This window comes from Enterococcus sp. 7E2_DIV0204, assembly GCF_002140855.1.
In the GTDB taxonomy this organism is placed as follows: domain Bacteria; phylum Bacillota; class Bacilli; order Lactobacillales; family Enterococcaceae; genus Enterococcus_L; species Enterococcus_L lemimoniae.
Map to the genome: position 1 here is coordinate 1590070 of NZ_NGKY01000001.1, position 22370 is coordinate 1612439.

At 35.4% G+C, this 22370-nt stretch carries 22 protein-coding genes; 17 read left to right on the forward strand and 5 right to left on the reverse strand.

Annotated elements, in window-relative coordinates; translation table 11 throughout:
• The first annotated feature begins 96 nt into the window (after positions 1–96).
• The 4 genes from trpB (at position 97) to A5819_RS07400 (ending at position 3339) form a co-directional block, all read left to right on the forward strand.
• Complete coding sequence (gene trpB, locus A5819_RS07385; protein ID WP_086278023.1) at positions 97–1290, forward strand: tryptophan synthase subunit beta; 1194 nt, start codon at positions 97–99, stop codon at positions 1288–1290.
• Positions 1287–2054 (forward strand): tryptophan synthase subunit alpha, encoded by a 768-nt coding sequence (gene trpA, locus A5819_RS07390; RefSeq protein ID WP_086278025.1) that lies wholly within the window; start codon positions 1287–1289, stop codon positions 2052–2054. The genes trpB and trpA overlap by 4 nt, the downstream gene beginning before the upstream one ends.
• A 68-nt stretch (positions 2055–2122) precedes the next feature.
• Positions 2123–2692, forward strand: a complete 570-nt coding sequence (locus A5819_RS07395) for a GNAT family N-acetyltransferase (RefSeq protein WP_086278027.1) — start codon at positions 2123–2125, stop codon at positions 2690–2692.
• Positions 2693–2724: 32 nt separating this feature from the next.
• Positions 2725–3339, forward strand: coding sequence for a DUF1054 domain-containing protein (locus A5819_RS07400; protein ID WP_086278029.1), 615 nt, complete (start codon positions 2725–2727; stop codon positions 3337–3339).
• 45 nt (positions 3340–3384) lie between these two features.
• On the opposite strand, the gene lepB is transcribed toward A5819_RS07400, so the two are convergent.
• A complete protein-coding gene (gene lepB, locus A5819_RS07405) occupies positions 3385–3930 on the reverse strand; it encodes a signal peptidase I (RefSeq protein WP_086278031.1) in 546 nt (181 codons plus the stop codon).
• A gap of 183 nt (positions 3931–4113) precedes the next feature.
• Here lepB and A5819_RS07410 point away from each other — a divergent pair, with 183 nt between their 5' ends.
• Positions 4114–5199: an ABC transporter permease gene (locus tag A5819_RS07410; protein ID WP_086278033.1), complete on the forward strand. Its 1086-nt coding sequence runs from the start codon at positions 4114–4116 to the stop codon at positions 5197–5199.
• Positions 5200–5216: 17 nt separating this feature from the next.
• Positions 5217–5891, forward strand: a complete 675-nt coding sequence (locus tag A5819_RS07415; RefSeq protein ID WP_086278035.1) for an ABC transporter ATP-binding protein — start codon at positions 5217–5219, stop codon at positions 5889–5891.
• 162 nt (positions 5892–6053) lie between these two features.
• Here the strand turns inward: A5819_RS07415 and rpsD are convergent, their stop codons facing one another.
• Positions 6054–6665, reverse strand: a complete 612-nt coding sequence (gene rpsD / locus A5819_RS07420) for a 30S ribosomal protein S4 (RefSeq protein ID WP_086278037.1) — start codon at positions 6663–6665, stop codon at positions 6054–6056.
• A gap of 284 nt (positions 6666–6949) precedes the next feature.
• Positions 6950–8290: a YgcG family protein gene (locus A5819_RS07425; protein ID WP_086278039.1), complete on the reverse strand. Its 1341-nt coding sequence runs from the start codon at positions 8288–8290 to the stop codon at positions 6950–6952.
• A gap of 303 nt (positions 8291–8593) precedes the next feature.
• Between A5819_RS07425 and A5819_RS07430 the strand changes: the two genes are divergently transcribed.
• The 3 genes from A5819_RS07430 (at position 8594) to A5819_RS07440 (ending at position 10939) form a co-directional block, all read left to right on the forward strand.
• Positions 8594–9391, forward strand: a complete 798-nt coding sequence (locus A5819_RS07430; RefSeq protein WP_086278041.1) for a formate/nitrite transporter family protein — start codon at positions 8594–8596, stop codon at positions 9389–9391.
• Positions 9392–9492: 101 nt separating this feature from the next.
• A complete protein-coding gene (locus tag A5819_RS07435; RefSeq protein ID WP_086278044.1) occupies positions 9493–10140 on the forward strand; it encodes a DNA alkylation repair protein in 648 nt (215 codons plus the stop codon).
• Positions 10141–10162: 22 nt separating this feature from the next.
• The gene (locus A5819_RS07440) at positions 10163–10939 is read left to right on the forward strand and encodes a Cof-type HAD-IIB family hydrolase (RefSeq protein WP_086278046.1); all 777 of its coding nucleotides are present in this window, start codon (positions 10163–10165) and stop codon (positions 10937–10939) included.
• A gap of 59 nt (positions 10940–10998) precedes the next feature.
• Here A5819_RS07440 and def read toward each other — a convergent pair whose 3' ends face one another.
• Positions 10999–11562, reverse strand: coding sequence for a peptide deformylase (gene def, locus A5819_RS07445; RefSeq protein WP_086278048.1), 564 nt, complete (start codon positions 11560–11562; stop codon positions 10999–11001).
• A 644-nt stretch (positions 11563–12206) separates the two neighbouring features.
• The gene (locus tag A5819_RS07450; protein WP_086353027.1) at positions 12207–13727 is read right to left on the reverse strand and encodes a helix-turn-helix domain-containing protein; all 1521 of its coding nucleotides are present in this window, start codon (positions 13725–13727) and stop codon (positions 12207–12209) included.
• A 237-nt stretch (positions 13728–13964) separates the two neighbouring features.
• Here A5819_RS07450 and A5819_RS07455 point away from each other — a divergent pair, with 237 nt between their 5' ends.
• The 8 genes from A5819_RS07455 (at position 13965) to A5819_RS07495 (ending at position 21765) form a co-directional block, all read left to right on the forward strand.
• Positions 13965–16238 (forward strand): hypothetical protein, encoded by a 2274-nt coding sequence (locus A5819_RS07455; RefSeq protein WP_139843288.1) that lies wholly within the window; start codon positions 13965–13967, stop codon positions 16236–16238.
• Between the two features lie 34 nt (positions 16239–16272).
• Entirely contained in the window at positions 16273–16884 is a 612-nt protein-coding gene (locus A5819_RS07460) for a hypothetical protein (RefSeq protein WP_086278052.1), read from the forward strand.
• A 21-nt stretch (positions 16885–16905) separates the two neighbouring features.
• A complete protein-coding gene (locus tag A5819_RS07465; RefSeq protein WP_086278054.1) occupies positions 16906–17940 on the forward strand; it encodes a DUF916 domain-containing protein in 1035 nt (344 codons plus the stop codon).
• Entirely contained in the window at positions 17937–18632 is a 696-nt protein-coding gene (locus A5819_RS07470; protein WP_176271381.1) for a helix-turn-helix domain-containing protein, read from the forward strand. The genes A5819_RS07465 and A5819_RS07470 overlap by 4 nt, the downstream gene beginning before the upstream one ends.
• A 38-nt stretch (positions 18633–18670) precedes the next feature.
• Positions 18671–19324, forward strand: coding sequence for a hypothetical protein (locus tag A5819_RS07475; RefSeq protein WP_086278058.1), 654 nt, complete (start codon positions 18671–18673; stop codon positions 19322–19324).
• Positions 19325–19337: 13 nt separating this feature from the next.
• On the forward strand, positions 19338–20426 hold the full coding sequence (locus A5819_RS07480; protein WP_086278061.1) for a DUF916 and DUF3324 domain-containing protein: 1089 nt from the start codon (positions 19338–19340) through the stop codon (positions 20424–20426).
• An 18-nt stretch (positions 20427–20444) separates the two neighbouring features.
• The gene (locus A5819_RS07485) at positions 20445–20768 is read left to right on the forward strand and encodes a hypothetical protein (protein ID WP_086278063.1); all 324 of its coding nucleotides are present in this window, start codon (positions 20445–20447) and stop codon (positions 20766–20768) included.
• 283 nt (positions 20769–21051) lie between these two features.
• Positions 21052–21765, forward strand: coding sequence for a WxL domain-containing protein (locus tag A5819_RS07495; protein ID WP_086278068.1), 714 nt, complete (start codon positions 21052–21054; stop codon positions 21763–21765).
• The last annotated feature ends 605 nt before the right edge of the window (positions 21766–22370 follow it).

The window sequence follows — 22370 nt, forward strand, 5'->3', positions numbered from 1 at the left end:
AAACCTGAATGCGGTAAAGAACACCACTTCCATGTTTTTCTATTTTTCAGTCGATGCTAAACAGCTCATTCAGCTTTAATAATAAGGAGGAAAATCATGTATAATCAACCAAATCAAGGGTTTTACGGAGAATTTGGGGGGCAATTTGTCCCTGAAACATTAATGTATGCAGTGAAAGAATTAGAAGAGGTTTATGAAGCGTCTAAGAAAGATGAGGCGTTTCAAACAGAACTGAATTATTACTTGAAACAATATGTAGGGCGAGAAAATCCTTTGTATTTTGCCGAGCGTTTAACAGATTATGCGGGTGGGGCCAAAATTTATCTGAAAAGAGAAGATTTAAACCATACGGGTGCGCATAAAATCAATAATACGATTGGGCAAATTTTGTTGGCGAAAAAGATGGGCAAGAAAAAAATTGTCGCAGAAACAGGTGCAGGCCAACATGGTGTAGCAACAGCGACTGTTGCTGCTTTGTTTGGAATGGAGTGTACGGTTTTTATGGGAGCTGTTGATGTTGCTCGCCAGTCGTTAAATGTTTTTCGGATGGAATTATTAGGTACGAAAGTTGAAAGTGTTACTTCTGGAAGCAAGACATTAAAAGATGCAGTTAATGAAGCGTTACGATTTTGGGTTGCCAATGTTGAAGATACTCATTATGTGATGGGCTCTGTCTTAGGACCACATCCATTTCCTGAAATTGTTCGAGATTATCAAAGCATCATCGGAATTGAAGCTAGACGGCAATTTTTAGAAGTAGAAAATAAATTGCCGGATGCAGTGGTTGCATGTGTTGGGGGTGGGAGTAATGCAATGGGAATTTTCTATCCATTTATCAATGATGATGTGGCTCTAATCGGTGTTGAGGCAGCTGGATTAGGGTTGGATACAGAGGCACATGCAGCATCGATCAACAAAGGCAAAACAGGTGTTCTTCACGGTGCTATGATGAAGTTGCTTCAAGATGATGACGGACAAATTTTAGAAGCGTTCTCGATTTCGGCTGGATTAGATTACCCTGGCCTTGGCCCAGAACACTGCCATTTAAACGAGACAAAGCGAGCAAGTTATGAATCGGTAACGGATCAAGAAGCACTAGCTGCTTTTAAGATTTTATGCCAAACAGAAGGGGTCATCCCCGCGTTAGAAAGCGCACATGCCGTTAGTCATGCAATAAAAATCGCAAAAGAACTTGGCCCAGATAAGCAAATCGTTGTTTGTCTTTCAGGTCGTGGTGATAAAGATGTCCAACAAATCAAAGCATTACTGGAAGAGGAGGGGAACCAATGAAACCATTAACAAAGCAATTGAAGGAAAAACAAGAGGTCAACGAAACGATTTTCGTTCCATATATTATGGCTGGAGCACAAGGTCTAGAACAACTAGCAGATGAAATTCATTTATTAACAGAGGCCGGTGCAAGTGCGATTGAATTAGGGATTCCATTTTCTGATCCAGTAGCAGATGGTCCTGTGATCCAAGCAGCAGGCCTGCGAGCATTGGAAAATAAAGTGACGCTACGAAAAATAATTAAACAGCTAAAACAAGTCAAAACCCCAACACCATTGGTCATCATGACGTATTTCAATCCGATTTTTAGTTATGGTCTAGAAGCATTTGTACAAGATTTAGCTGAGACGAATGTCTTAGGCTTGATTATTCCAGATTTACCTTATGAGCATCAAGAACGATTAGCGCCGTTTTTAAAAGACAGTGATATTTCATTGATTCCATTAGTGGCATTAACGACGCCAAAAGAACGGATTCCAGAGTTAGTCGAAGCGGGCGACGGCTTTATTTATGCAGTAGCAGTCAATGGTGTAACAGGTATTGGTCGAAATTATGAAGAAACAGTAGACGAACATTTAGCTTATATTCAAAAAGTCAGTGATAAACCAGTTTTAGCTGGATTTGGTGTTTCTTCTAGGGATCATGTTGATCGTTTTAGAAAAAGTTGTGCGGGAGTGATCGTAGGAAGCAAAATCGTACAACTGTTAAGTGAGGGGAAACAGAACGAAGTCACAGCATTTATTGAAGCAGCAGTAAGAAACTAGTTTTTTTATTTTTCCCCTTGCCACTGAGCCTGAATTTCTGTAAAGTAGTATGAAAAGCAGGTGAAATTATGGAAATTGTCATCAATCGGAATTTGATTTTTGCAGAAAATCAATCTCTAAAAACAGAACGCTTAACGTTGCGGCCCGTAACGCTAAGTGATGTTAATGATATGTATGAATATGCATCTGACGAAGAAACCTGTAGATATGTTTTTCCAAGGCATCAAACAATAAAAGAGACCAAAGAAAGTATTGCTAATTATTTTATGTGTGCACCTTTCGGAAAATACGGAATTGAATTAAATACAACGGGAAAACTCATTGGAACGATCGATTTACGTATCGAGAGTCAGCATCATATAGCCGAAATCGGTTATGCGCTGAATAAAGATTTTTGGGGTAATGGCTATGTACCAGAGGCAGCAAATGAACTGCTTCGTTTAGGCTTTGAAGAACTAAAGTTGATGCGGATTTTTGCAACATATGATATTGATAATCCTAAATCTGGACGTGTAATGGAAAAAATTGGGATGAAAATAGAAGGAAATATCCCGAATGCTCGCATGTGGAAAGGGAAAGTCGTTACAGATGTCATGCGTGGAATTACGTTAGAGGAATGGCGGCAACTACACAACTAAATAACAGAACAGTTCAGAGGAGAAATGAAGACATGCTGATGTTTACTGAAAAAGATTTTGATGTTTTTACAATAGCAGGGTTAGACCCAAGAATGGCTGAGATTCGTTCAACGATCCAACCAAAATTTCAAGAATTAGATGATTATTTTGCTGAAAAATTAGGCGAGAAACTCGAAATAGAATTTTTTGTTCACATCGCTCAACACCGTCGGAGAACAGTTTATCCGCCAGAAAATACCTGGTCAGCCTTGAGTCAGAAAAAACGTGGCTATAAAATGGAAGCACATTTCCAACTAGGTATTTGGCCAGAGTATCTTTTTATGTGGCTATCACTAATTGATAATCCTAAAAATGAAAAAGAAATTGCGCAAGCATTTTTAGACAATCAACCATTATTTCAGCAATTAGATGATGATTTTTATTTGTCGATCGACCATACACAACCCGAAATTGAACGATTGAATGAAGCGGATTTGGAAAAACATTTGACTCGTTTTCGTGATGTCAAAAAAGGAGAATTCCAAATTGGTCGAATTATTAGGAAGACAGATAACTTGTTGAACGACCCGGAAAAAGCCCGTGCATATATGTTACAAACGTATGAGGCGTTATTGCCTTTATATGAACTAGCAAGTAAACAGCAATAAAAAAACAAGTAGTCACTTCAATTATAGAAGTGACTACTTGTTTTTTTATTGCATATCGATCTTATTCAACGGATAATACTGAAAATAAACCACACCGACAATATCCTCTTTATCCACAAAACCAAAGTAACGGCTATCATCGGCTTTGCGACGATTATCCCCTAATACAAAATACTTTCCTTCTGGAACAACCGTTGCGGGCCCAGCAGCTGTACTCGCCAAAGTGAAATCAGCCGTTAAGGGTTGTCCGTCTGTTAAAGCTTCTTTAAATTCATTTAAATAAGGCTCATCATATTTTTTATCATTGATATATAGTTGATCATTTTCTATCCGGATTGTATCACCGGGTAAGCCGACAACGCGTTTCACGATCCGTTTTCCATCTCTTGGGCTCGGAAAAGTTGCTACGTCAAAACGTTTTGGACTGATTAAAGAGGTTTGCCACAGACGATCAGATTCATGATAAGTCGGCTCCATTGAAATTCCGATAACTTCCACAGGTGTTAAAACAAACTTCCTTAGGAAAAGCGCAAATAGCAAAATTATTGAAAATTGGATTACTGTATAAAGTGTGCCGTGTTTCTTTTTCATATATAAACTCCTTTTTACTTATTGTTTCTTTTAGTATATCAGAATAATAGGCAGAAATAAGAAGAAAGGTAGATAAATTTGTGGCTTTTTTTAGAGTAGGTAAAAGCAAATATTTTGTTGTAAACTCTAAATTTTGCTATACTTTTTTTATAACTTATCAATCGATAAGGAGGAGGAAGAGAAATGTTTTTAGCATGGAATGAAATAACTCGTTCAAAATTACGCTATGCATTGATCATTAGTGTGATGTTTTTAATTTCGTATTTAGTCTTTTTTTTAACAGGTTTAGCATATGGCTTGGCGGAAGATAATCGCACGGCTGTAGATAAGTGGCAGGCAGATGGTATTGTGTTGTCGGATGAATCAAATACGAATATTAATATGTCGATGATTCCGATCAAATCAATGAATCAGGTCGAGGCGAAAGAAAAAGCTGTACTTGGTCAAACAGCAGCCGTGATTCAATTAGATAAAAAGAACGCCGAAAAAATCAATGCTAGTTTTTTTGGTATCAATAAAGACGAGTTTCTAATGCCAAATATTGTCGAAGGAGAAGCATTTAAGAATGAAAATGAGACGGTCGTAGATGATAGTCTGAAAAAAGAAAATGATGTTCAATTGGGTGATACGATAAAGCTGGCAGGAAACGATAAAAAGCTAAAAGTAGTGGGATTTACGAACAACGCCAAATTTAATGTTGCCCCTGTTTTGTATGTCTCAACAGCCGCTTTTCAACAAATTCGCTTTGAAAAAACAGATACTTCAGAAAATGCTAGAGTAAACGCAATCGTATTTCGAGCAAAAGATGGGGCAGTAAAAAATGTTCACGTAAAAGATGATGGTCTAACTCGTTATAGTATTGGCACATTTATTAATAAATTGCCTGGGTATAGTGCCCAAGTACTGACGTTTGGTTTCATGATCGGATTTTTGATTGTAATTGCAGCAATCGTGATTGGAATTTTCATTTATGTATTGACCATGCAAAAAGCAACAATTTTTGGGATCATGAAAGCACAAGGGATCTTTGGATTTTATATCGCTGTCTCTGTGATTGTTCAAACCTTTGTTTTAGCCGTTCTGGGGATAACTTTTGGGTTACTAGGTACGCTTGGGACTTCATTTGTATTGCCAACATCAGTTCCGTTTCAAACAAATTGGTTATTCTTCTTATCAATTGGCGGAATCATGTTGGTGATTGCCGTATTAGGCGCATTATTTTCTGTTCGGACGATCATAAAAATTGATCCACTGAAGGCGATAGGTTAGAAAGGGGGGTGTTTAACATGAAAGCAATCGAATTTTTGTCTGTGAATAAACAGTTTTTAGATGGGGATACAACAATCGAAGCATTGAAACCCACAGATTTTTCTGTGGAAAAAGGCAAATTTGTGGCTGTGATTGGTCCAAGTGGTTCGGGGAAAAGTACGTTTTTAACATTAGCTGGTGGTTTGCAAACGCCAACGAATGGCGAGGTTAAGATAAATAGTGAAGCATTTAGCAAAGAAAATGAGAAAACACGCTCTAAAATACGCTTCTCTGAAATTGGCTTTATTTTACAAGCATCAAATTTGGTTCCATTTCTAACTGTGGAAAAGCAACTGCGGTTAGTGGATAAAGTAAAAAAAGAAAAGACCGATATGGAGAAAGTCAATAAGTTATTAACAGAGCTAGGAATTGAGAAGTTGAAGAAAAAATATCCAGATGAAATTTCTGGTGGGGAACGTCAACGAGTAGCAATTGCGCGGGCTTTGTATAATGATCCATCTATTATCTTAGCGGACGAACCTACAGCAAGCTTAGATTCAGATCGGGCTTTTGAAGTTGTAAAAATATTAGCGAGAGAAACAAAAGAAAAAAACAAAGCAACGATCATGGTCACTCACGATCAACGCTTGATCGAGCATTGCGATGAAGTATATGTGATGAAAGATGGCGTGTTGCAAAAACAAAGAACGTAGAAAAAGCAATTGGCTAACATGTTTATTTGGTTTTAAAGGGTAAGACAAAAGTGTTTTTACTTTTGTCTTACCCTTATTTTTTTATATAAAAAAACCTTATACAGAAAAACTGTACAAGGTTTTTTCGAGAAAGATCCATAATGCAATAACAGCAAGAGAATCTTAAAGTTTTTGGTTGTAGTATTCAACGACAAGAGCTTCGTCGATATCAGGGTATAATTCATCACGTTCTGGTAAACGAGTGAAGCTACCTTCTAATTTTTCAGTGTCAAAGCTTACGAATGCTGGACGTCCAACAGTAGATTCAACAGCTTCTTTGATTGTTACTACGTTTTGAGATTTTTCACGAACAGAAATCACTTGACCAACTTCAACGTGGTATGAAGGGATATCTACGCGTTTGCCATCTACAGTAACGTGACCGTGGTTAACTAATTGACGTGCTTGACGACGAGTAGTTGCAAGACCTAAACGGTAAACGACGTTATCTAAACGTTGTTCTAGTAAGATCATGAAGTTAACACCGTGTTTACCTTCTTTGATCTTGCTTGCTTTAATAAACAAGTTAACGAATTGACGTTCGTTCATACCGTACATATGACGTAATTTTTGTTTTTCAGTTAATTGCATACCGTATTCAGAAACTTTACCACGACTGTTTGGTCCGTGTTGTCCTGGTTTGTATGGGCGACGTGCTAGTTCTTTACCAGTTCCTGATAGAGAGATACCTAGACGACGAGAGATTTTCCATGATGGTCCTGTATAACGTGACATTAAAAATTCCTCCAATAAAATAATTTTTTGGAGTAAAATAATCTTCTGAAAAATTCATATTCGTTCAATTCATTCTTCAACCTTCGCCCTTTGCAGCCGTGGTTACGCAGTTGAACCTGAAAAGAATAGCCGATAAGATGATTAAACCTTAGAAGCTAGACATCGATCAAGGCAATGAATTGTTGACGAGCCTATTATTTTTCTGCTGCATTATTTTACACAAAGATTAGTATAACGTAAAAAAAGTGATAACTCAAGTTTTTTCTTGAGTTATCACAGATAAACTACCAGCCTCCAGAAGCGCCACCGCCACCAGATGAACCCCCACCGAAAGAGCCCCATGAAGATCCTCCACCGCCGCTACCAGAAGAATCATTGTGTGACCAATTATTAGAATTGTAATTAGATGTCAGATAGGCAGTCGTTAAAATGTCTCCATTACCTGAATAAAGAGTATCACCAATTAAAATGCGGCCAAAAGCTTTTGGTTGAGCAGTTGGATTTTTTAATAGTTCTCCTCTAGCTCGTGCACGCCGGATACTTCTTCTTGATGAAATCAAGAAGGCTCCGCTTAGCATGATATAGTAAAGGTCTGTTTGTTTTATTTTTTCAAGAAGTAATTGAGAATCAGGTTGATGGAGTTCATTGGCGCTGCTGGCTACTTGTTCTTGATATGCTTTATAGCTTAGTTTTAAAGACGTTCTTGCCCGTATGAGTCTGGTGATCAAGAAGAGGCCAACGACTATGATGCTCAGCAACAAGATGAATAACCCCCAATGAGCAAACTTAGCTGAGCTTTTTTGCTGTTCAACTTGTTTGATTTTAGAATCGACCAAGGCTGTTTTTGTGTTCATTAAAGCAAAAACGTTATCCACGACTTGGGTTACAGCGACAGCGTAATTTTCTTCTTTAAACTGATCGACAACTGTATCGTCATTGATAATAGTGTCTGCTAGTCCATCAGGAATCAACCCTTCCAATCCATAACCCACTTCTAAGCGGAATTCCCGTTCATCTAAAGCGACTAAATATAAGACACCGTTGTTCTCATCTTTATTACCGATCCCTAGCTGATTGAAAATTTTATTGGCATAAGATTCAATAGCTTCACCACGGGGCAATTTACTGACGGTTACGACTTCTAACTGAGCACCGTTGGTACTGGCAGCTAGTTGTTTGTTCAGATCATAGATTTTTTTCTTTACGGCAGCATCTAACATGTTTGCGTTATCTGAAACAAATATATTATTTTTGTTGATTACTAGATTACTGTCGGTTCCGTCAATAACAACAGAATAATTATTTTCCTGTTGGGGATACTCTTTTAAATTATCTAGGTTTTCTTGCAAAACGGTATCAAACGATTTTGTTGCTGTATCTATGTTACCAGCTAGAATGTCTGTACGTTCTTGTTCAAGTGTGAGCAATTGTTGGTCATAGGAATCTATTTTTGCAGGATAATGATTTTCTGTTATAAAAAATAAGGTGAAAAAGAAACCGCAAGATAGAATGATCCACAATAAAATGACCATAAAAATTTCGTTTCTTTGTTTTAAAGAACGATAGTGAGAAATAACTTTTTGATTTAATTGTTGTGGCTGATTGTTTTGAATGGATCTATACATGATGTTCGTCCCCCTAACTTCAAGTTAATACCAAATTTTCTTTTTCATTTTTCATAGAGAAAGTAAGTGTTAATACTACTATTTTACCATTAGCTTAAATAATGTCATCCTACTTCAGATGGATTTTTTTGTTTTTAGATTACTATAGATTTCTTTGGAATTTTCCTCTTCAATTTGTTATGCTATGAAAAAAAGTATTATTTTGTATGAAAAAGAACTAGACAAAACACTCGCCGGTCTTTAAAATGATAAGGGATGTTTTTGAAAATATTAGATGAAAACAAATTGAAAAGGAGAAACACAATGAAACCTGTATCGCCATTGTTTGAGCAGATCGACAAATCAATTAGTAAAAAAATGAACTTATTCCAAAGCAGCTTTATGCGTTACGCTTTTCGCGCTATTCTTGCTTGCATGTTTTTAACACTAGGAACAGCGGTTGCTTTTGCGATTGCAATCAAAGGTGAAGGAATGGTCCACGGCTTAGGCAAGATTCTTTATGCCTTCATGTTCAGCTGGTCACTTGTTATGATTCTTTATATGAATGCGGAACTCGGGACATCAAACATGCTTTATATGACTGTTGGGGTTTACCGTAAAAAAATCAACTTCTCTTTTGCTGCAAAAATTTTATTTACATGTATTTTCTTTAATTTAGTTGGTGGGGTTCTTTTTGGTTACTTGATTTCTTTAACCGTTCCTTTCCAGGACTTACCGGCTGACAGCTTTTTCTTCACGTCGATTGCAGGTAAATTAGATAAAACAACAACACAGATTTTAGTTGAAGCAATTTTTGCAAATATTGTGGTAAATACTGCAGTGCTAGTAAGTATGCGTATGAAAGATGACGCAGGTAAAGTTGCAGCAATCATTTTTATCATTTTCATCTTTGCTTTCTTAGGGTACGAGCACGTTATCGCCAACTTCCCAGCATTTAGTTTAGCGTATTTCGCTTCTCACGGAACATTGGCGGCAATGACAGCTGGCAGTGTAGCACACAATCTATTCTTTGCTTTGATTGGTAACTTTATCGGTGGTGGCTTAGTGATGGGCTTGGGTTATGCTTGGTTGAACAATGCAGATACAAATTATTTAGATTAATGAAATGAAAAGCTGAGATGGACCTATTTCCATTTCAGCTTTTTTTGCTGTCTGGGCTGATTTGAAGTAAGATAGAGGAAAGAAGTAAAAGGAGCAAAAGAATGAATGAAATTGTGTTTCCGAGAAATAAAGAAAAAGCACAGCAAATGGCCGCTTACATGAAAAATTTATTTCCTTTTGCAGGTGTTGCAGCACCAGAACGTACGTTATTAGAGAAAGAACTATTGAAAGTTAGTAAAAAAATGCCAGTTACAGAATTGTTTGACTTAATAGGTTTTTACTATCAGAAATCTGAACGGGAGTACCAGTATCTGGCAATCGATTTGGCAACGGTCAATGTCAAACGCTTCTCCTTTGAAGACATAATAAACGTCAAATCATTTGTGATCGAAAAAGCTTGGTGGGACAGTGTTGATGCTTGGCGTAAGTTTTTTGGACTGTGGGGCGCTCAACATTTTGAAGAGATGCCGCAGTTATTTGATGCCTTTTTTGGTGAAGAAAATTTTTGGCACAGACGGATTGCCATCAATTTGCAACTGTTATATAAAGAAAAAACAAACGCTGTGTTATTGAAAAAAGCCATCATTTATGATAAAACTACAGATGAGTTCTTTATTCAAAAAGCAATCGGCTGGTCTATGCGTCAATATAGTAAAACGGAGCCAAATTGGGTCCAAACATTGATGGAGGAAACTGATTTAAGCCCATTAGCCGTTAGAGAAGGCAGCAAGTATTTGCCAAAACCATAGAAAGCGAGCGAGTTATTACGCCATGAGAAGAAAACTTTTTGCATTTGATATTGATGGAACATTACTGGGAACAGACAGACAACCACTAGAGAGCACCCGAGAAGCATTAAAGATGTTACGCCAACAAGGGCACCTTGTAACGATTGCTACAGGACGCAGCCGATTTATGGCGCAAGATATTATCTTAGATCTAGATTTTTCTAATTATGTTCTTTGTAACGGTGCCGCAGCATTTTTAGATCATGAACAATATTTTCAAAATTTATTAGATCAAGATGAATTACATCGTTTTGCTTCAGAGGTAGAAAAAAGAGAAATCGGCTTGGCCTATGTCGGGCTGGATGACGTGAAAAAAAACAATCATCATCGTCATATCCAAATGGCTGAAGCGATGGGATCAATCGATTTTGAAGCGCCGGAATATGATAGGAATTTTCAAAAGGAAAATGATGTCTATCAGGCATTAGCGTTTTATGATGATTCGTCAGATGGGATGTTTGATCGTGAATTTTCAAAATTCCGCTTTATCCGCTGGCATTCTGAAAGTGTCGATATTGTGCCTAAGAATGGTTCAAAAGCAGCAACTTTGCTGAACTTAGCAGAGCGTGTGGGGATTGCTCGTGAAGACATCATTGCATTTGGCGATGGTGAAAATGATCGTGAAATGTTATGTGAATCAGGTATTGGTGTAGCGATGGGAAATGCATTACCACATATCCAAAAAGAAGCAAAAATCGTGACAGACACCAATGATAATGATGGTATTTGGAAAGCGTTAAAAGAATTAAAAGCAATTTAAATAGAATAAAAAAGTGGAACAGGACAAACATGTTGCGTTTGTCCTGTTCCACTTTTACTTTATTCGATCACCAAAACGCCATCTTTCAGTGCGTAGGGATTTTCTGAATCAATGTGATCATAGAACATGATCCCGTTCAAATGATCGATTTCATGCTGAACGACAATGGCTTCATAATTTTTCAATCGAATTTTTTGTTTTATACCAGAAACATCTACATAAGACAAGGTGATTTTATTATGGCGTACCACATAACCGGGTACTTCACGGTCAACAGATAAACACCCCTCACCTTCCCCAAGACAGGCATCTTGCACAGAATGGCTTAAAATTTTTGGATTGTACATAACAGCACTCAATGCCGGTTCTGGGTTTTCTAAATCGCCATTTGGTACGTGAACGGCTATGATTCGTTTAGAGATGTCTAATTGCGGTGCTGCTAAGCCAACACCGCCGCGTAATCTTAATTCTTCTGCTTTGACAGGATCTTGACTATTATGTAAAAATTCCATCATGTCTTCTCCTAATTTAATATCTTCATTAGATAGTGGCAAAGCTACTTCTTTTGCCACTGATCTAAGGGTTGGGTTTCCTTCACGGATAATATTATCCATTGTAATCATTACTATTCTTCCTTTCAATACACTAAAGTATTAAAGTTATTTAGTTTATATTTTAACATATAAGAGGTATAGAAAAAACAGAAAAATGAATAACTCTCTTATCAATAGGTCAAACAAAAAACGTACCAGAATTATCAGGTATTACAAAGTAGTAAATAGAATGAAATATGAGTGATTGAATAAAAATAATACTATTTTTTTCTGAAGAGTAAGAAACGAATAACGTTCATTCATTGTTATAGTTGGCCAATAGCTGTCTCAAATTTCTCATAGAACGAATTTCAATAAATAGAGCAAATCAAATTGAATTGTATGCTCTATCATCCAAATGAGGTGATTTTTGTTAAAAACGCATCAATCATGAACGTAGTAAACCGCTTCCTGTATATGATGATTTTTTCATCATTAGAATCACTCCTAAGTTAGTTCCGAAAGCAATTATAAAAAAATCAAATAAAATCTCAACTTAGGAGATTAGTTGCAATCTGAAAAATTCTGAGAGTGAGTGTTCCTCTTAACAAATATATGTGCTTAGACATTAAAATAAAGATAGACTATTGAGAACACTGAGTTAATATTGACTAGTAATAGACATAATTTTCAAGAGTGATAAAAAATACCTTTAGAATAACCCAAATATCATTTTAGGTTATTCTTTTTTTATTCTCCGGAGGAAAATCAAAAATTTTATCAATTAAAAACTGATTGATTAGAGTAATTAATGGCAATAAGTTTTGGTTATAAAGAAAGCGCGTATCAATGTAGCGAGTTGCTTTTACCTTTCTATCAGAAAAAATTTGCGGATCCAAAGCAGTGTGTACGATAAGATCTATAGGCTCTGTGACATTGTTTACTCCAGAATAAAAAACGATGTTGACGATGTCGGAAAAATAGTCAGTTAAAATACGCAATAATTTTAATTCTATAGAAGGATCAATATCTGTACAAAAACTAATAATGATTTTTTTTGAAAAAACAGAAGGTGGATAAATTGTCGATAATATTATGCCATATCGGTAAATTAAAAAGTTTTTGGTAGCTTCATCCAATGGGACCTCTTTTTCAATCAAATATATAATCTTATTAATAGTAGGTTCCATATTTTTTTTGTTAAAAAAAGACAATTCTTTGTCGTTTATAGTATAGCTGTTATTGAATAAAATTAAATGCATATGAGTACAAAATAAATAATTAAACATGTTGTGAGTCTCTTCTTGTGACAAGGGACCCAGCGTTTCTGTAACGAAAGTCAAAATTTTAATATTTAGCTTTGCATAGGCATCTAATTTATCATTCCCTAACATGGTAGCATTAAAGTCTGTATCAAAGTAAGAATAGTATTTTGAATTTGTCGCTAGATGAAAATAAAAATAATAAAATTCTTCTTCTGTTGGAAATAAACTTGTTTTTTGTTGCATGTTTGCTATAAAGGGAACCAAAAATGGGTAATAACTTTTGATGTATGGGTTGGTTTTGAAGAATTGACCACATTTGAATCGCATCTCTTGGACTGCTAAGGCGTAATGAACTTTTCGCTGATCAATCAAAGAAACAGGTCTTGTTGTATTTTCTAGTAATAGAGTCGTCTTTTCAATAATGACTTGTTCCTCAATTGCTTCAAAGGGCCAAGAACTACCCTTAAAAAATTCCCAGAAAAAATCTTCTGATAATCGTCGAATATTAGCTTCATTTCCTTCCAAGTAATAACTACCATTACGTATTTTTAATGTAATTGAAAATACACTGAGAATTTTTTTAAAATCTTTGATTTTATTTTTTAATACCGATTCACTAATGAAAAATTTGACAGGGAAAAAAGCTTTGCTTACTTTATTATGTAAAATCAATTGTGTTAAAAATTGAACTGGCCACATGAAGTAAAGAATATCACGATAATATTGTCCAAATTCGAATGTGTTTTTAATCTCTAATAAATATCCTCTCTTCTTATCATATTTTAAAGAAAAATATTTATTTTTTTTCGCTTCTTTTTCGAATTGAGTTAAATATTTTTTCAAAGTAATTGTGGTATATCCTAATGTTATATGTAATTCTTCTAAAGTAATCCAGTCATTTTTATACTCTAAAGCTTTCATGATAGAAAGCTTTTTTTTTGCGTCTGGTTCATACAGTAGACCCAATAAGGTATCTAAAGTCTGTGGCATTGTTTATATTCCTTTCTATAATAAAGATATTTTTTTTCAAAAAATCAAATAAAAAAATGTCCCATTAAAATGGAACATTCACATATTATATTATTATACAAAAAAAACAAAAGAATGGAAGTTTTTAAATTGAAATATAATAAACCTATGTGTTTACTCTCTTTTTTTTGTCTTTTTCTTTTTCCACTTCCTACATATGCAAATAAATCAGCAAGTCAAAAAATAGAAGAATCTGGTGTGGAAACGCAAATACCTCAACCTGCTGATGATAATGAAGAGATTGAAGAAAACTTAAACACGACTAACGAGAGGATGTATTCGACTACAAAGGGCTTAGCTTCTATTCCAGAAGGTGGAATTATTGTTAATGGTCTTTTTGATAACCCCGTGGGTGGAACAGGATTTAATATTCAAAGTTATCCACCTAATACCAGTTCAAATAATGGATTTCCCTATAGTGAAGTGACGATTGGTGGGAAAAACAATTGGGTAGCAATGTGGTCACTAGATAATAATAAATTAGATTTTTCTAAGTCTTTTAAAGGGAGGATGTTCGTCAATTTTGGTAGTGTGCAATCAGATGGATTCACTTTTACGATACACAACGATTCAAAAAAAACACAAGCCTTGACTACTTCACAAGACAAAAAGACAGATGGACAAAATTTAGGTGTATACGGATCTAATGTTTCCTCTCAAGGGTTGTTTACTACTTATTATCCGAATACGGGCGCAATAAAAAATTCATTTTCAGTAGAATTTGATTTATATACTAACGGTATTGCACGTTATCCTAGTGCTTTTGATATTTCTGATTCTGGTGGCGAATTCGATTCTCCGCATATGGCGTATACCTTCCCGGGAAACTTAGATTTGACGTATCAAGCAATTGATAAAAGTGTGTTAGGGAATATTTCAGATGCCAATAGCTGGTTTACGGCTGGACTGATTGGAAGAACAGCTAGAATCAAGCATCGAATGCTTTCAAATATAAATAGTACGTTAAAAACAAACGTGAGAGATAATTCTTGGTATGAATTTAATTTTAGCTTTGATTATGATAAGAAAGAATTTGCCTATTTTTTAAGAGATCCCAACACAGATATTTCTACTAGCCCTGTCTTAGTCCCTTGGAATTTATTGTCATCGGAATTGAAACTATCTGCAACAAACACAACTGCTTATTGGGGATTTACAGCAGCAAATGGTGCAAGCAGCGGAAATGTAAAAGTGGTGTTTGCCGATGCACCAGTTCCTTTATCCTACGATCTAAAGAATGAGGTGACCAATAAAAAAGGGGAAGAGCTAGCATTAGAAAACAATGGCGGGAATACAAGTGTTTACGCAACAAAAGGCGATCAAGTATCATTTAAAACGACTGCGACTATTCAAGATTTGGCCTATACAAGTACAACTAATATCTATCAAGTAGGGTTAAGTGCAGCACAGTTTGATTTAGCTAGTATTGGTACTGTTCAGGGGAAAATCAACGGACAGGTGGTTGGGTCCTATACTCCGTCAATTGATACGACTACTAATAAATTTTATATAACGATTCCTGGAAATATAAAAAAAGGAGATGCTGTTGAGCTAGCATTTAGTGCGAAAAGCAACCTTACATTGAAAACAGATGAAATAGCGACTTTTAGTTCTAGTTTGTATTTAACAAATACTTCTACCGGAAATCAAGACTTTCTTTCTTCTATGCCTGTGCATTTCTTACTAAAATATGTTGCAGACCCATTCAATGTGTCTTGGACAAGTGATTCACTAACTACAACAATCACAAAAGAAATTGATCAAGGGGCACTTAAAGAAACCGGTTATCCACTAACGTTTTATTATAGTGGAGGAACGGCCGCTTCAACAATCAACTATAAAGTTCTTAAAAATGGAGAACTAGTGCTTAATGATACCTTACTCAATGATAGCAATACTACGACGCAAAAAAGTAAAGAATTATTGATTCCTAAAGGAGCGTTGACCTATGGGGATAATTCATTAGACATCGTGATTTATGAAGAAGCAAATGCGGCAAATGTAAAACAGTTAAGTGCAACGATTAAGGTCACGGGGGTGTTACAACTGACAAAAGTTCCTTCCATTTTAAGCTGGACCAATCTGAAAATTGGTGAAACTAAAGGTGTCGTAGCTAGAGATGCCGGAAATGCAATAGATTTGACAGTGTCTGATAGTCGACAAAATCAGATGAATGACTGGTATGTAAGTATTTCGACTATAACAAAAGATTCATCTGTATTATCTGACAGTAGCTTCTTATGGCAGACAAAAGAAGGGGAAAGGCAGCCTATACCAGATAAACAATCAGGTAATACGCTGAACATTATGGACCCAACAAAAGCCTCGTTAAAGGATACCTACTATTATCAATTGCATCTGGAAAACACAGCAGGCGTCTTACTAAATAATAAAAAGTATCTTGCAATCGGTACGTACAATAATGACCGAGCTATTCAATGGACGTTAAATCAAGTCTATACACCGAAGTAAATACAACGACAAGTGAATAAAGGTGGAATAAATATTGAACAAAAAAAAAGGCACACTTTATGTACTTACTATAATGGGTTTGTTGAGCAGCACGGGAATTGCTGAAATAGGGGGTGCGCAAGAAATAACAAATCAGACGCAAGAGACCCCCACGATGATTACTGTGATTGATAATGATGATGGATCAGGAGTAGATCCTTTAGACCCTACAGATCCCAATCAAAAAAATCTTTTATTAGAAACAGTACCAAAAAATTACCAATTTAAAACAAAATTGCTAGGGCAAACCGTTACCGCTAGTGCCAAAGCAAACGAAACACTGGATGTATTCAATGATCGTATCAATCGAGAGTGGTCTGTTAAAGCCCAAGTAGTAGATAACTACTTAATTTTAGCTCGTTCAAATGAGAAAATGGAAGTAACAAGTTTTAAAATGAATCAAATTGAGTTAGTGGGTACGGGAGCAACAGGGATTGTTGCGCAAGCTGCGGCTAGTAAAACTGCACAAAATAACACAGGTGTAATCAAAACAACGATTTCAGATTTAACTATAACATTTAATGATTTGAATCGTGAATTGATTGCAGGCGATACGTTGAAAGGCACAATCAGCTATAAGCTATACAATACACCCAATGCACAATAACGAAGTGAGGATGATAGCACTATGAAGAAAGCCAGTTATCTCTTAGTGATAGTATTATGCTCATTTTATCTGTTAGCAGGTTGGGATTCTGCGGTACAAGCAGATGCAGCTAAAGCAGGTGAGACAGAAATTGGCTACCATATATATGCTATCTTGCCAGAAAATCAAAAAAATCCAGATAGCTCATTTTTTGACTTGCAAATGAAACCAGGGCAAAAGCAAACGATTGAGGTTGCAGTGGCAAATACATCAGTAGAAGACCAAACCTATACTATAGAAATTAATCCAGCATACACTAATGATCAAGGTTTTATTGATTATTCTGAAAAAAAAGAGACAGAAGAAAAACAGAGAGAATTAACAATAGATCATATTGCGACCTATGAAAAAAAAATTACTGTTCCAAAAGGACAAACGGAAAAAGTACCAATTACCTTGACTATGCCAGAAGAAGCATACAAAGGTGAATTATTGGCAGGAATCAAGGTTAGCAAAGTAAAAAAACAAACGAATCAAGTAGGAATTGCAAATACCTACAGTTATCTTTTAGGGCTACGTCTGACAGAGAGTGACCAAAAAATACAACGTAAAATTGGTGTAAAAAAAATTGAACCGACAATTGCTTTTGGTAAAGCGAGTGTAGCGATTGATCTTATTAACCCTGTGCGAGAAGCTTATGGTCATTTAACATACCACGTTGAGATCAAAAACGAGGAAACGGGAAAGAAAATCAACGAAAAAACCTATTCAGGCTTACAGTTAGCACCTGTATCAACCTATCATTTTTCTATTGATTGGGATGATGAACAATTGGTTGCAGGAAACTATCAGTTAGTTTTGACTATTGAAGACAAAAAAGATAATCAGTGGACATTTCATAGAAATTTTGCCATTAGTCCAGATGCAGCAAAGCAAGTCAATACTGTAGTTGTGCAAGAAAATAGATTTCCTTACCAGGCGCTTTTAATAGGAATAGTGGGGCTCATTATTGGTGCTATATTGATTTTTTGCATCATAAAATGGAAAAACAAAAGACGTACGAGGAGAAAATTATGAAAAAAAGAATCGGTCTGTTGCCGATTGGAGAAGAACCCGACATGTACAAGAGGATGACAGAATCGATTTGCATAAACGAGAAGGAATATGATCTTGTATCTGTTGAAACGGAAGAGATACTCTCCACTCTAGATGGAATAGTTATTTATGTTGCCAATCAAGAAAAGTTAGAAATGATGTCATGGTTGATTGAATTAGAGCATCAAATGCCACTATTTATTTGGATTGTTTACAGTAAACCAAATGAACAAATAGCTCAAATTTGTTATGAACTATGTAAACATTCTGTTATCACAATAATTGATCAGCCACATCAGCTTTCGATAATGAAATACATGATACGGAATGCTATGAATTATAAAAAAAGTACCACAGAGAGACACTGTGCAGAAATAAAAAAAAATCAATATAACTTCTCTTTGGATGCTAACAAAATGATACTAGTATATGAGGATAGTATCATAAGATTAACAAGGAGAGAATTTATGTTGACGTCATTACTTTTTGAACAAATGAATAATGTCGTAAGTTACGAGAGACTAGAAGAACATCTATTTGGGAAAACGGGTTCTTATTATCAAGCCAGATTAGCCAACTTGGTTCATTTAATTCGAGAGAAGTTAAAGGTTCAAAATTATTTGAGTATTGAGATCATTCGTACTAAGGGATACATGTTATGTACGAATGAATAAATAATATGATACATGTAAAAATAGGAATGGAGATGCCAATGAGAAACAGAACGAAAGGAAATCGGAGCCTACTTTCAGGAAGTATTAAAGTACTGACCCTGCTTTTGATTTGGAGTGGTTATTTAAGCGTTTATGATTACATCTATAAAGAAATTACTTTTTACATTGACAAACAAGCGGATGCGCTAGCTCAATTTCTTTTCATTCTGACATATTCTGTAAATGAAATGTTATTACTACTACTGCTTTATGATGTGTTGTTGCTAGTAAGTGTTGTGATAATTTTATGGGACACTCGAACAAATAGAATGAATCTTATCGTAACAAATGTTGAATTAATCATGATAATAATTGTGTCAATGGTGGCACTAGCACCATTGTTAACACGACTGTGGCCATTCTTTTTAGTAGATCTTTTAATTGTAGGAACTCTTTTATTTGTTATCTATATCCTATTTAAACCAGAAGCAAACGTAATAGTGATTGAGGTCAAAGATGAACCGATAAAGGTATTGGGTCCATTTAAAACAAAAGAAGAAGCAGAACAACAAGCAAAAAGCTTTTTAGACTATTGGATGCCCTATTATCAACAAAAACTAACACAATTAGAAGCGGTCATTACGGAGGAAGAGTTGGAAAGTTATAAGGTTAGAATCTTGGTGAAACTACAAAAAAGAAATCAATTTAGCTAGGAGAATTATCAGAATGAAAAGAAAGAATCTGTTTTATGTTTTGCTTTTATTTATTGTAGTGAGTATTGGTCATTCGATTCCAGTGTTAGCTACAGATGCAAAAGACAACTTAGGATATACAGTGTCTATGGTTCAACCTAAAACGCAAGTCGATCCAAAACAAAGCTTTTTTTACTTACAAACGCGTCCGAATGAACCGCAAGAGATTGAAGTTCGTATTAAAAGTACTAAAAAGGAAAACGTAAAAATCAAAATTTATAGTCAAAATGCGATCACGGGTAATAAAGGGACTATAGATTTATCTGATCAAGACAGCAGTTTGAGCATGCCGATTACTGAAATGGTCCATGTAAAGACACCAGAGATTACTATTGGAAATTTTGAAGAAAAAACAGTTAAAATCACCATCACACCACCGGAAAAAGGGTATGAAGGTATAAAAATGGGTGCCCTTGTCTTTGCGTTAGACCAAGCTGAAAAACAACAAAATGGTGTAGCAACGAACTTTTCTTATCGCATTGGGCTGATCATTTCAGAATCAGGAGATGAATTCAATAATGGTAAGACCCTGAATCTCATTGATGCAAAGGCGTCGATCAAACGAGGAAAAAAAATGGTTTTAGCAAGGATACAAAATCCAGAACCAAAAACAATTGAAGGGTTAACCATCTATGCTGAAATGACTAAAAAAGGTAGTAATACAGTCGTAAAGAAAAAAGACGTTACTAATTATTCATTAGCACCAAACAGTCATGTGGATTTTGAATTAGATTGGGGAACTAATTCCCTCCCTTCAGGTGACTATGTGATTACCCTAACTATGCACAATGATTATCAAGAATGGCGTTTGACTAAGGATTTTACAATCACCGGTGAACAAGCAAAATCAATTAATGAAGAGAGTGCTTTTAGTATTGTAACTCCCCAGTGGATAAAAGTCTTAGCAATCATGCTACTGGTGCTAACAGGAATCAATAGTACTTGGTTGATAATGAGAAGACAGAAGTGGGAAAATGCATGGAAAAAATTACAGTTAACAAATAAAAAGAAAAAGAAAAAAAGAGAGCAAAGAAGAAAAAATGAACAGCTGAAAAAAGTTTAAACTTCAGAGGTGAATAAAATGAGAAAAATCATTGGATGTTGTATAGGGCTATTGTTCATACTGTGGTTAGTTACACCTTATCAAGCGGATGCAGAAGAATTAAGTCGAACTGACGCCGCGATTTCGTTTGAAGAAGCACAAATAACGGATAAAGGAAAATTACCAGCCACATATGTACCAGAATTGAAGGTAGTATCTAACAGAGGTGTATTGCCTTCTACAGGTGAATTAGTTCAGTCTTTTATCATCTTATTATTAGGCATATTTGGATTGATCCTGTTTATGGGTATCCACAGTATGAAACGAATTTATGATTTATCAAAAGGGGAATCGAACATATGAATTTTTTATGGATATATATTTTGGGAGGGACAAGCATATTAACATTGCTAATATTTCTAGTGACTTTTTCGAAGGATGTTTTTTTAGTGAAACGCCTGAAAAAAAGGAAAAGGAGTTTGTGGTTAAATGGGTCATTTTTAGCCATTACTTTTATTAGTATTAGTTTAGTCATCTATCTATTTATCTTGTTGAGAGATCAAATCCAACTACTTGGCTAATAGAAGACTGAATTTACAATAGTAACTGCTATCAATTTATTCACCAATAAGAAAGGTGATAAATTTTGAAAAAATTACTTGCTTTAACACTCGTATCTGCAACTGTTTTAGGGTTTGCAGCACTTCCAGCTAATGCTGCTGAGGTTGATAAAGACACATCTGATTTAGGAATTCAATTTGATACAGACGGTCCTGTGAAACCAGGGCCTGGTCCATACAAAGATAATTTAGCTTTGGTGTGGACACCTTCTAAGTTCGATTTTGGAAAACAAAAAGCTGTAGGCAATTCTGCTACATACAGCAATACGATACAGGGTGATCAGTATATTGTCGTGAATGATGACCGAAAAGGTGAAGAAGATGATCAGGGAGTTGTAACAACATCAGGATGGAAAGTGACAGCAACGTTATCAAATCTTGTTTCTACAGATGCTGCAGCAACAAATTTACCAGCTAACTTAACATTTGGGTTAACTGCGCCACAAGCCTACGACATTGGTGAAGTGGATCCAGATACAAACGACTTTTTACCAAATCCGATTGAGGGGAATCTTAGTACTCTTGCTGAGCCGAACAATATTGTAGTTGGCAAAAATGTTGCGTTAGAAGCGGGTAGCACATCAGCGGTAGAAATTTTAGGAAAAACCAAAACAGATGCTATGAAAGATGGTTTTGCTACAAAATTAACAGATACTAAATTAGTCGTTACGTCAAGCACTGGTGCTGAAGGTAAAAAATTTAAAGGTGCGGTAACGTGGAGTTTAGATAACACATACTAAAAAAATATATAAATACTAAATATAAAGGATAGATGTGAGTAAATTGGTAGCAGTTAGTGTTGTAAATTTAGTCTAATATAATCAATTAAAAAGAGGGAGTTTGATTGTTCTTGGTTTGGAGTGCATAAATTTCTTGGAAAATAATGGCATATCCGAATGACAATCGGTTGAATGAATAACTTTAAATGGTAAAAAGGACACTTTGGTGGTAATCAAAGTGTCTTTTTGTAATTTTTTTTATTGAAGAATTTGGCAATAGTCGATCTTGTTAACTAGTAATGCAATTGATGGTTAAAGCATACAATGATGTAATTATGACGTCATAGGAATCTAAAGTAGTCGGTCGCGGGTCACTGCTTATGAGAATAACTTGTATGCTAAAAATAGTTCAAAATACCTAAGATAGTAAACCTCTTCCGTATAGAGTTAAAAAAAGCCAATAGCACTCAATTAAAAATAAGTAAAAATCATGCCGTGATTAATGTGCTAGATAAGTACGCGCATGTGAACTTTACTGAAAACGAGAACGTTCACATAGAAAAATTGAAATAAAATGGATAAAAATTTTAGGAGAATGCTTATTTTTAATTTTATGTTAGATAAAA

Bases quoted from the DNA above. Each gene is read 5' to 3' on its own strand.
- trpB (WP_086278023.1), top strand. From the start codon at position 97: ATGTATAATCAACCAAATCAAGGGTTTTACGGAGAATTTGGGGGGCAA.
- trpA (WP_086278025.1), top strand. From the start codon at position 1,287: ATGAAACCATTAACAAAGCAATTGAAGGAAAAACAAGAGGTCAACGAA.
- A5819_RS07395 (WP_086278027.1), top strand. From the start codon at position 2,123: ATGGAAATTGTCATCAATCGGAATTTGATTTTTGCAGAAAATCAATCT.
- A5819_RS07400 (WP_086278029.1), top strand. From the start codon at position 2,725: ATGCTGATGTTTACTGAAAAAGATTTTGATGTTTTTACAATAGCAGGG.
- lepB (WP_086278031.1), bottom strand. From the start codon at position 3,930: ATGAAAAAGAAACACGGCACACTTTATACAGTAATCCAATTTTCAATA.
- A5819_RS07410 (WP_086278033.1), top strand. From the start codon at position 4,114: ATGTTTTTAGCATGGAATGAAATAACTCGTTCAAAATTACGCTATGCA.
- A5819_RS07415 (WP_086278035.1), top strand. From the start codon at position 5,217: ATGAAAGCAATCGAATTTTTGTCTGTGAATAAACAGTTTTTAGATGGG.
- rpsD (WP_086278037.1), bottom strand. From the start codon at position 6,665: ATGTCACGTTATACAGGACCATCATGGAAAATCTCTCGTCGTCTAGGT.
- A5819_RS07425 (WP_086278039.1), bottom strand. From the start codon at position 8,290: ATGTATAGATCCATTCAAAACAATCAGCCACAACAATTAAATCAAAAA.
- A5819_RS07430 (WP_086278041.1), top strand. From the start codon at position 8,594: ATGAAACCTGTATCGCCATTGTTTGAGCAGATCGACAAATCAATTAGT.
- A5819_RS07435 (WP_086278044.1), top strand. From the start codon at position 9,493: ATGAATGAAATTGTGTTTCCGAGAAATAAAGAAAAAGCACAGCAAATG.
- A5819_RS07440 (WP_086278046.1), top strand. From the start codon at position 10,163: ATGAGAAGAAAACTTTTTGCATTTGATATTGATGGAACATTACTGGGA.
- def (WP_086278048.1), bottom strand. From the start codon at position 11,562: ATGATTACAATGGATAATATTATCCGTGAAGGAAACCCAACCCTTAGA.
- A5819_RS07450 (WP_086353027.1), bottom strand. From the start codon at position 13,727: ATGCCACAGACTTTAGATACCTTATTGGGTCTACTGTATGAACCAGAC.
- A5819_RS07465 (WP_086278054.1), top strand. From the start codon at position 16,906: ATGAAGAAAGCCAGTTATCTCTTAGTGATAGTATTATGCTCATTTTAT.
- A5819_RS07470 (WP_176271381.1), top strand. From the start codon at position 17,937: ATGAAAAAAAGAATCGGTCTGTTGCCGATTGGAGAAGAACCCGACATG.
- A5819_RS07475 (WP_086278058.1), top strand. From the start codon at position 18,671: ATGAGAAACAGAACGAAAGGAAATCGGAGCCTACTTTCAGGAAGTATT.
- A5819_RS07480 (WP_086278061.1), top strand. From the start codon at position 19,338: ATGAAAAGAAAGAATCTGTTTTATGTTTTGCTTTTATTTATTGTAGTG.
- A5819_RS07485 (WP_086278063.1), top strand. From the start codon at position 20,445: ATGAGAAAAATCATTGGATGTTGTATAGGGCTATTGTTCATACTGTGG.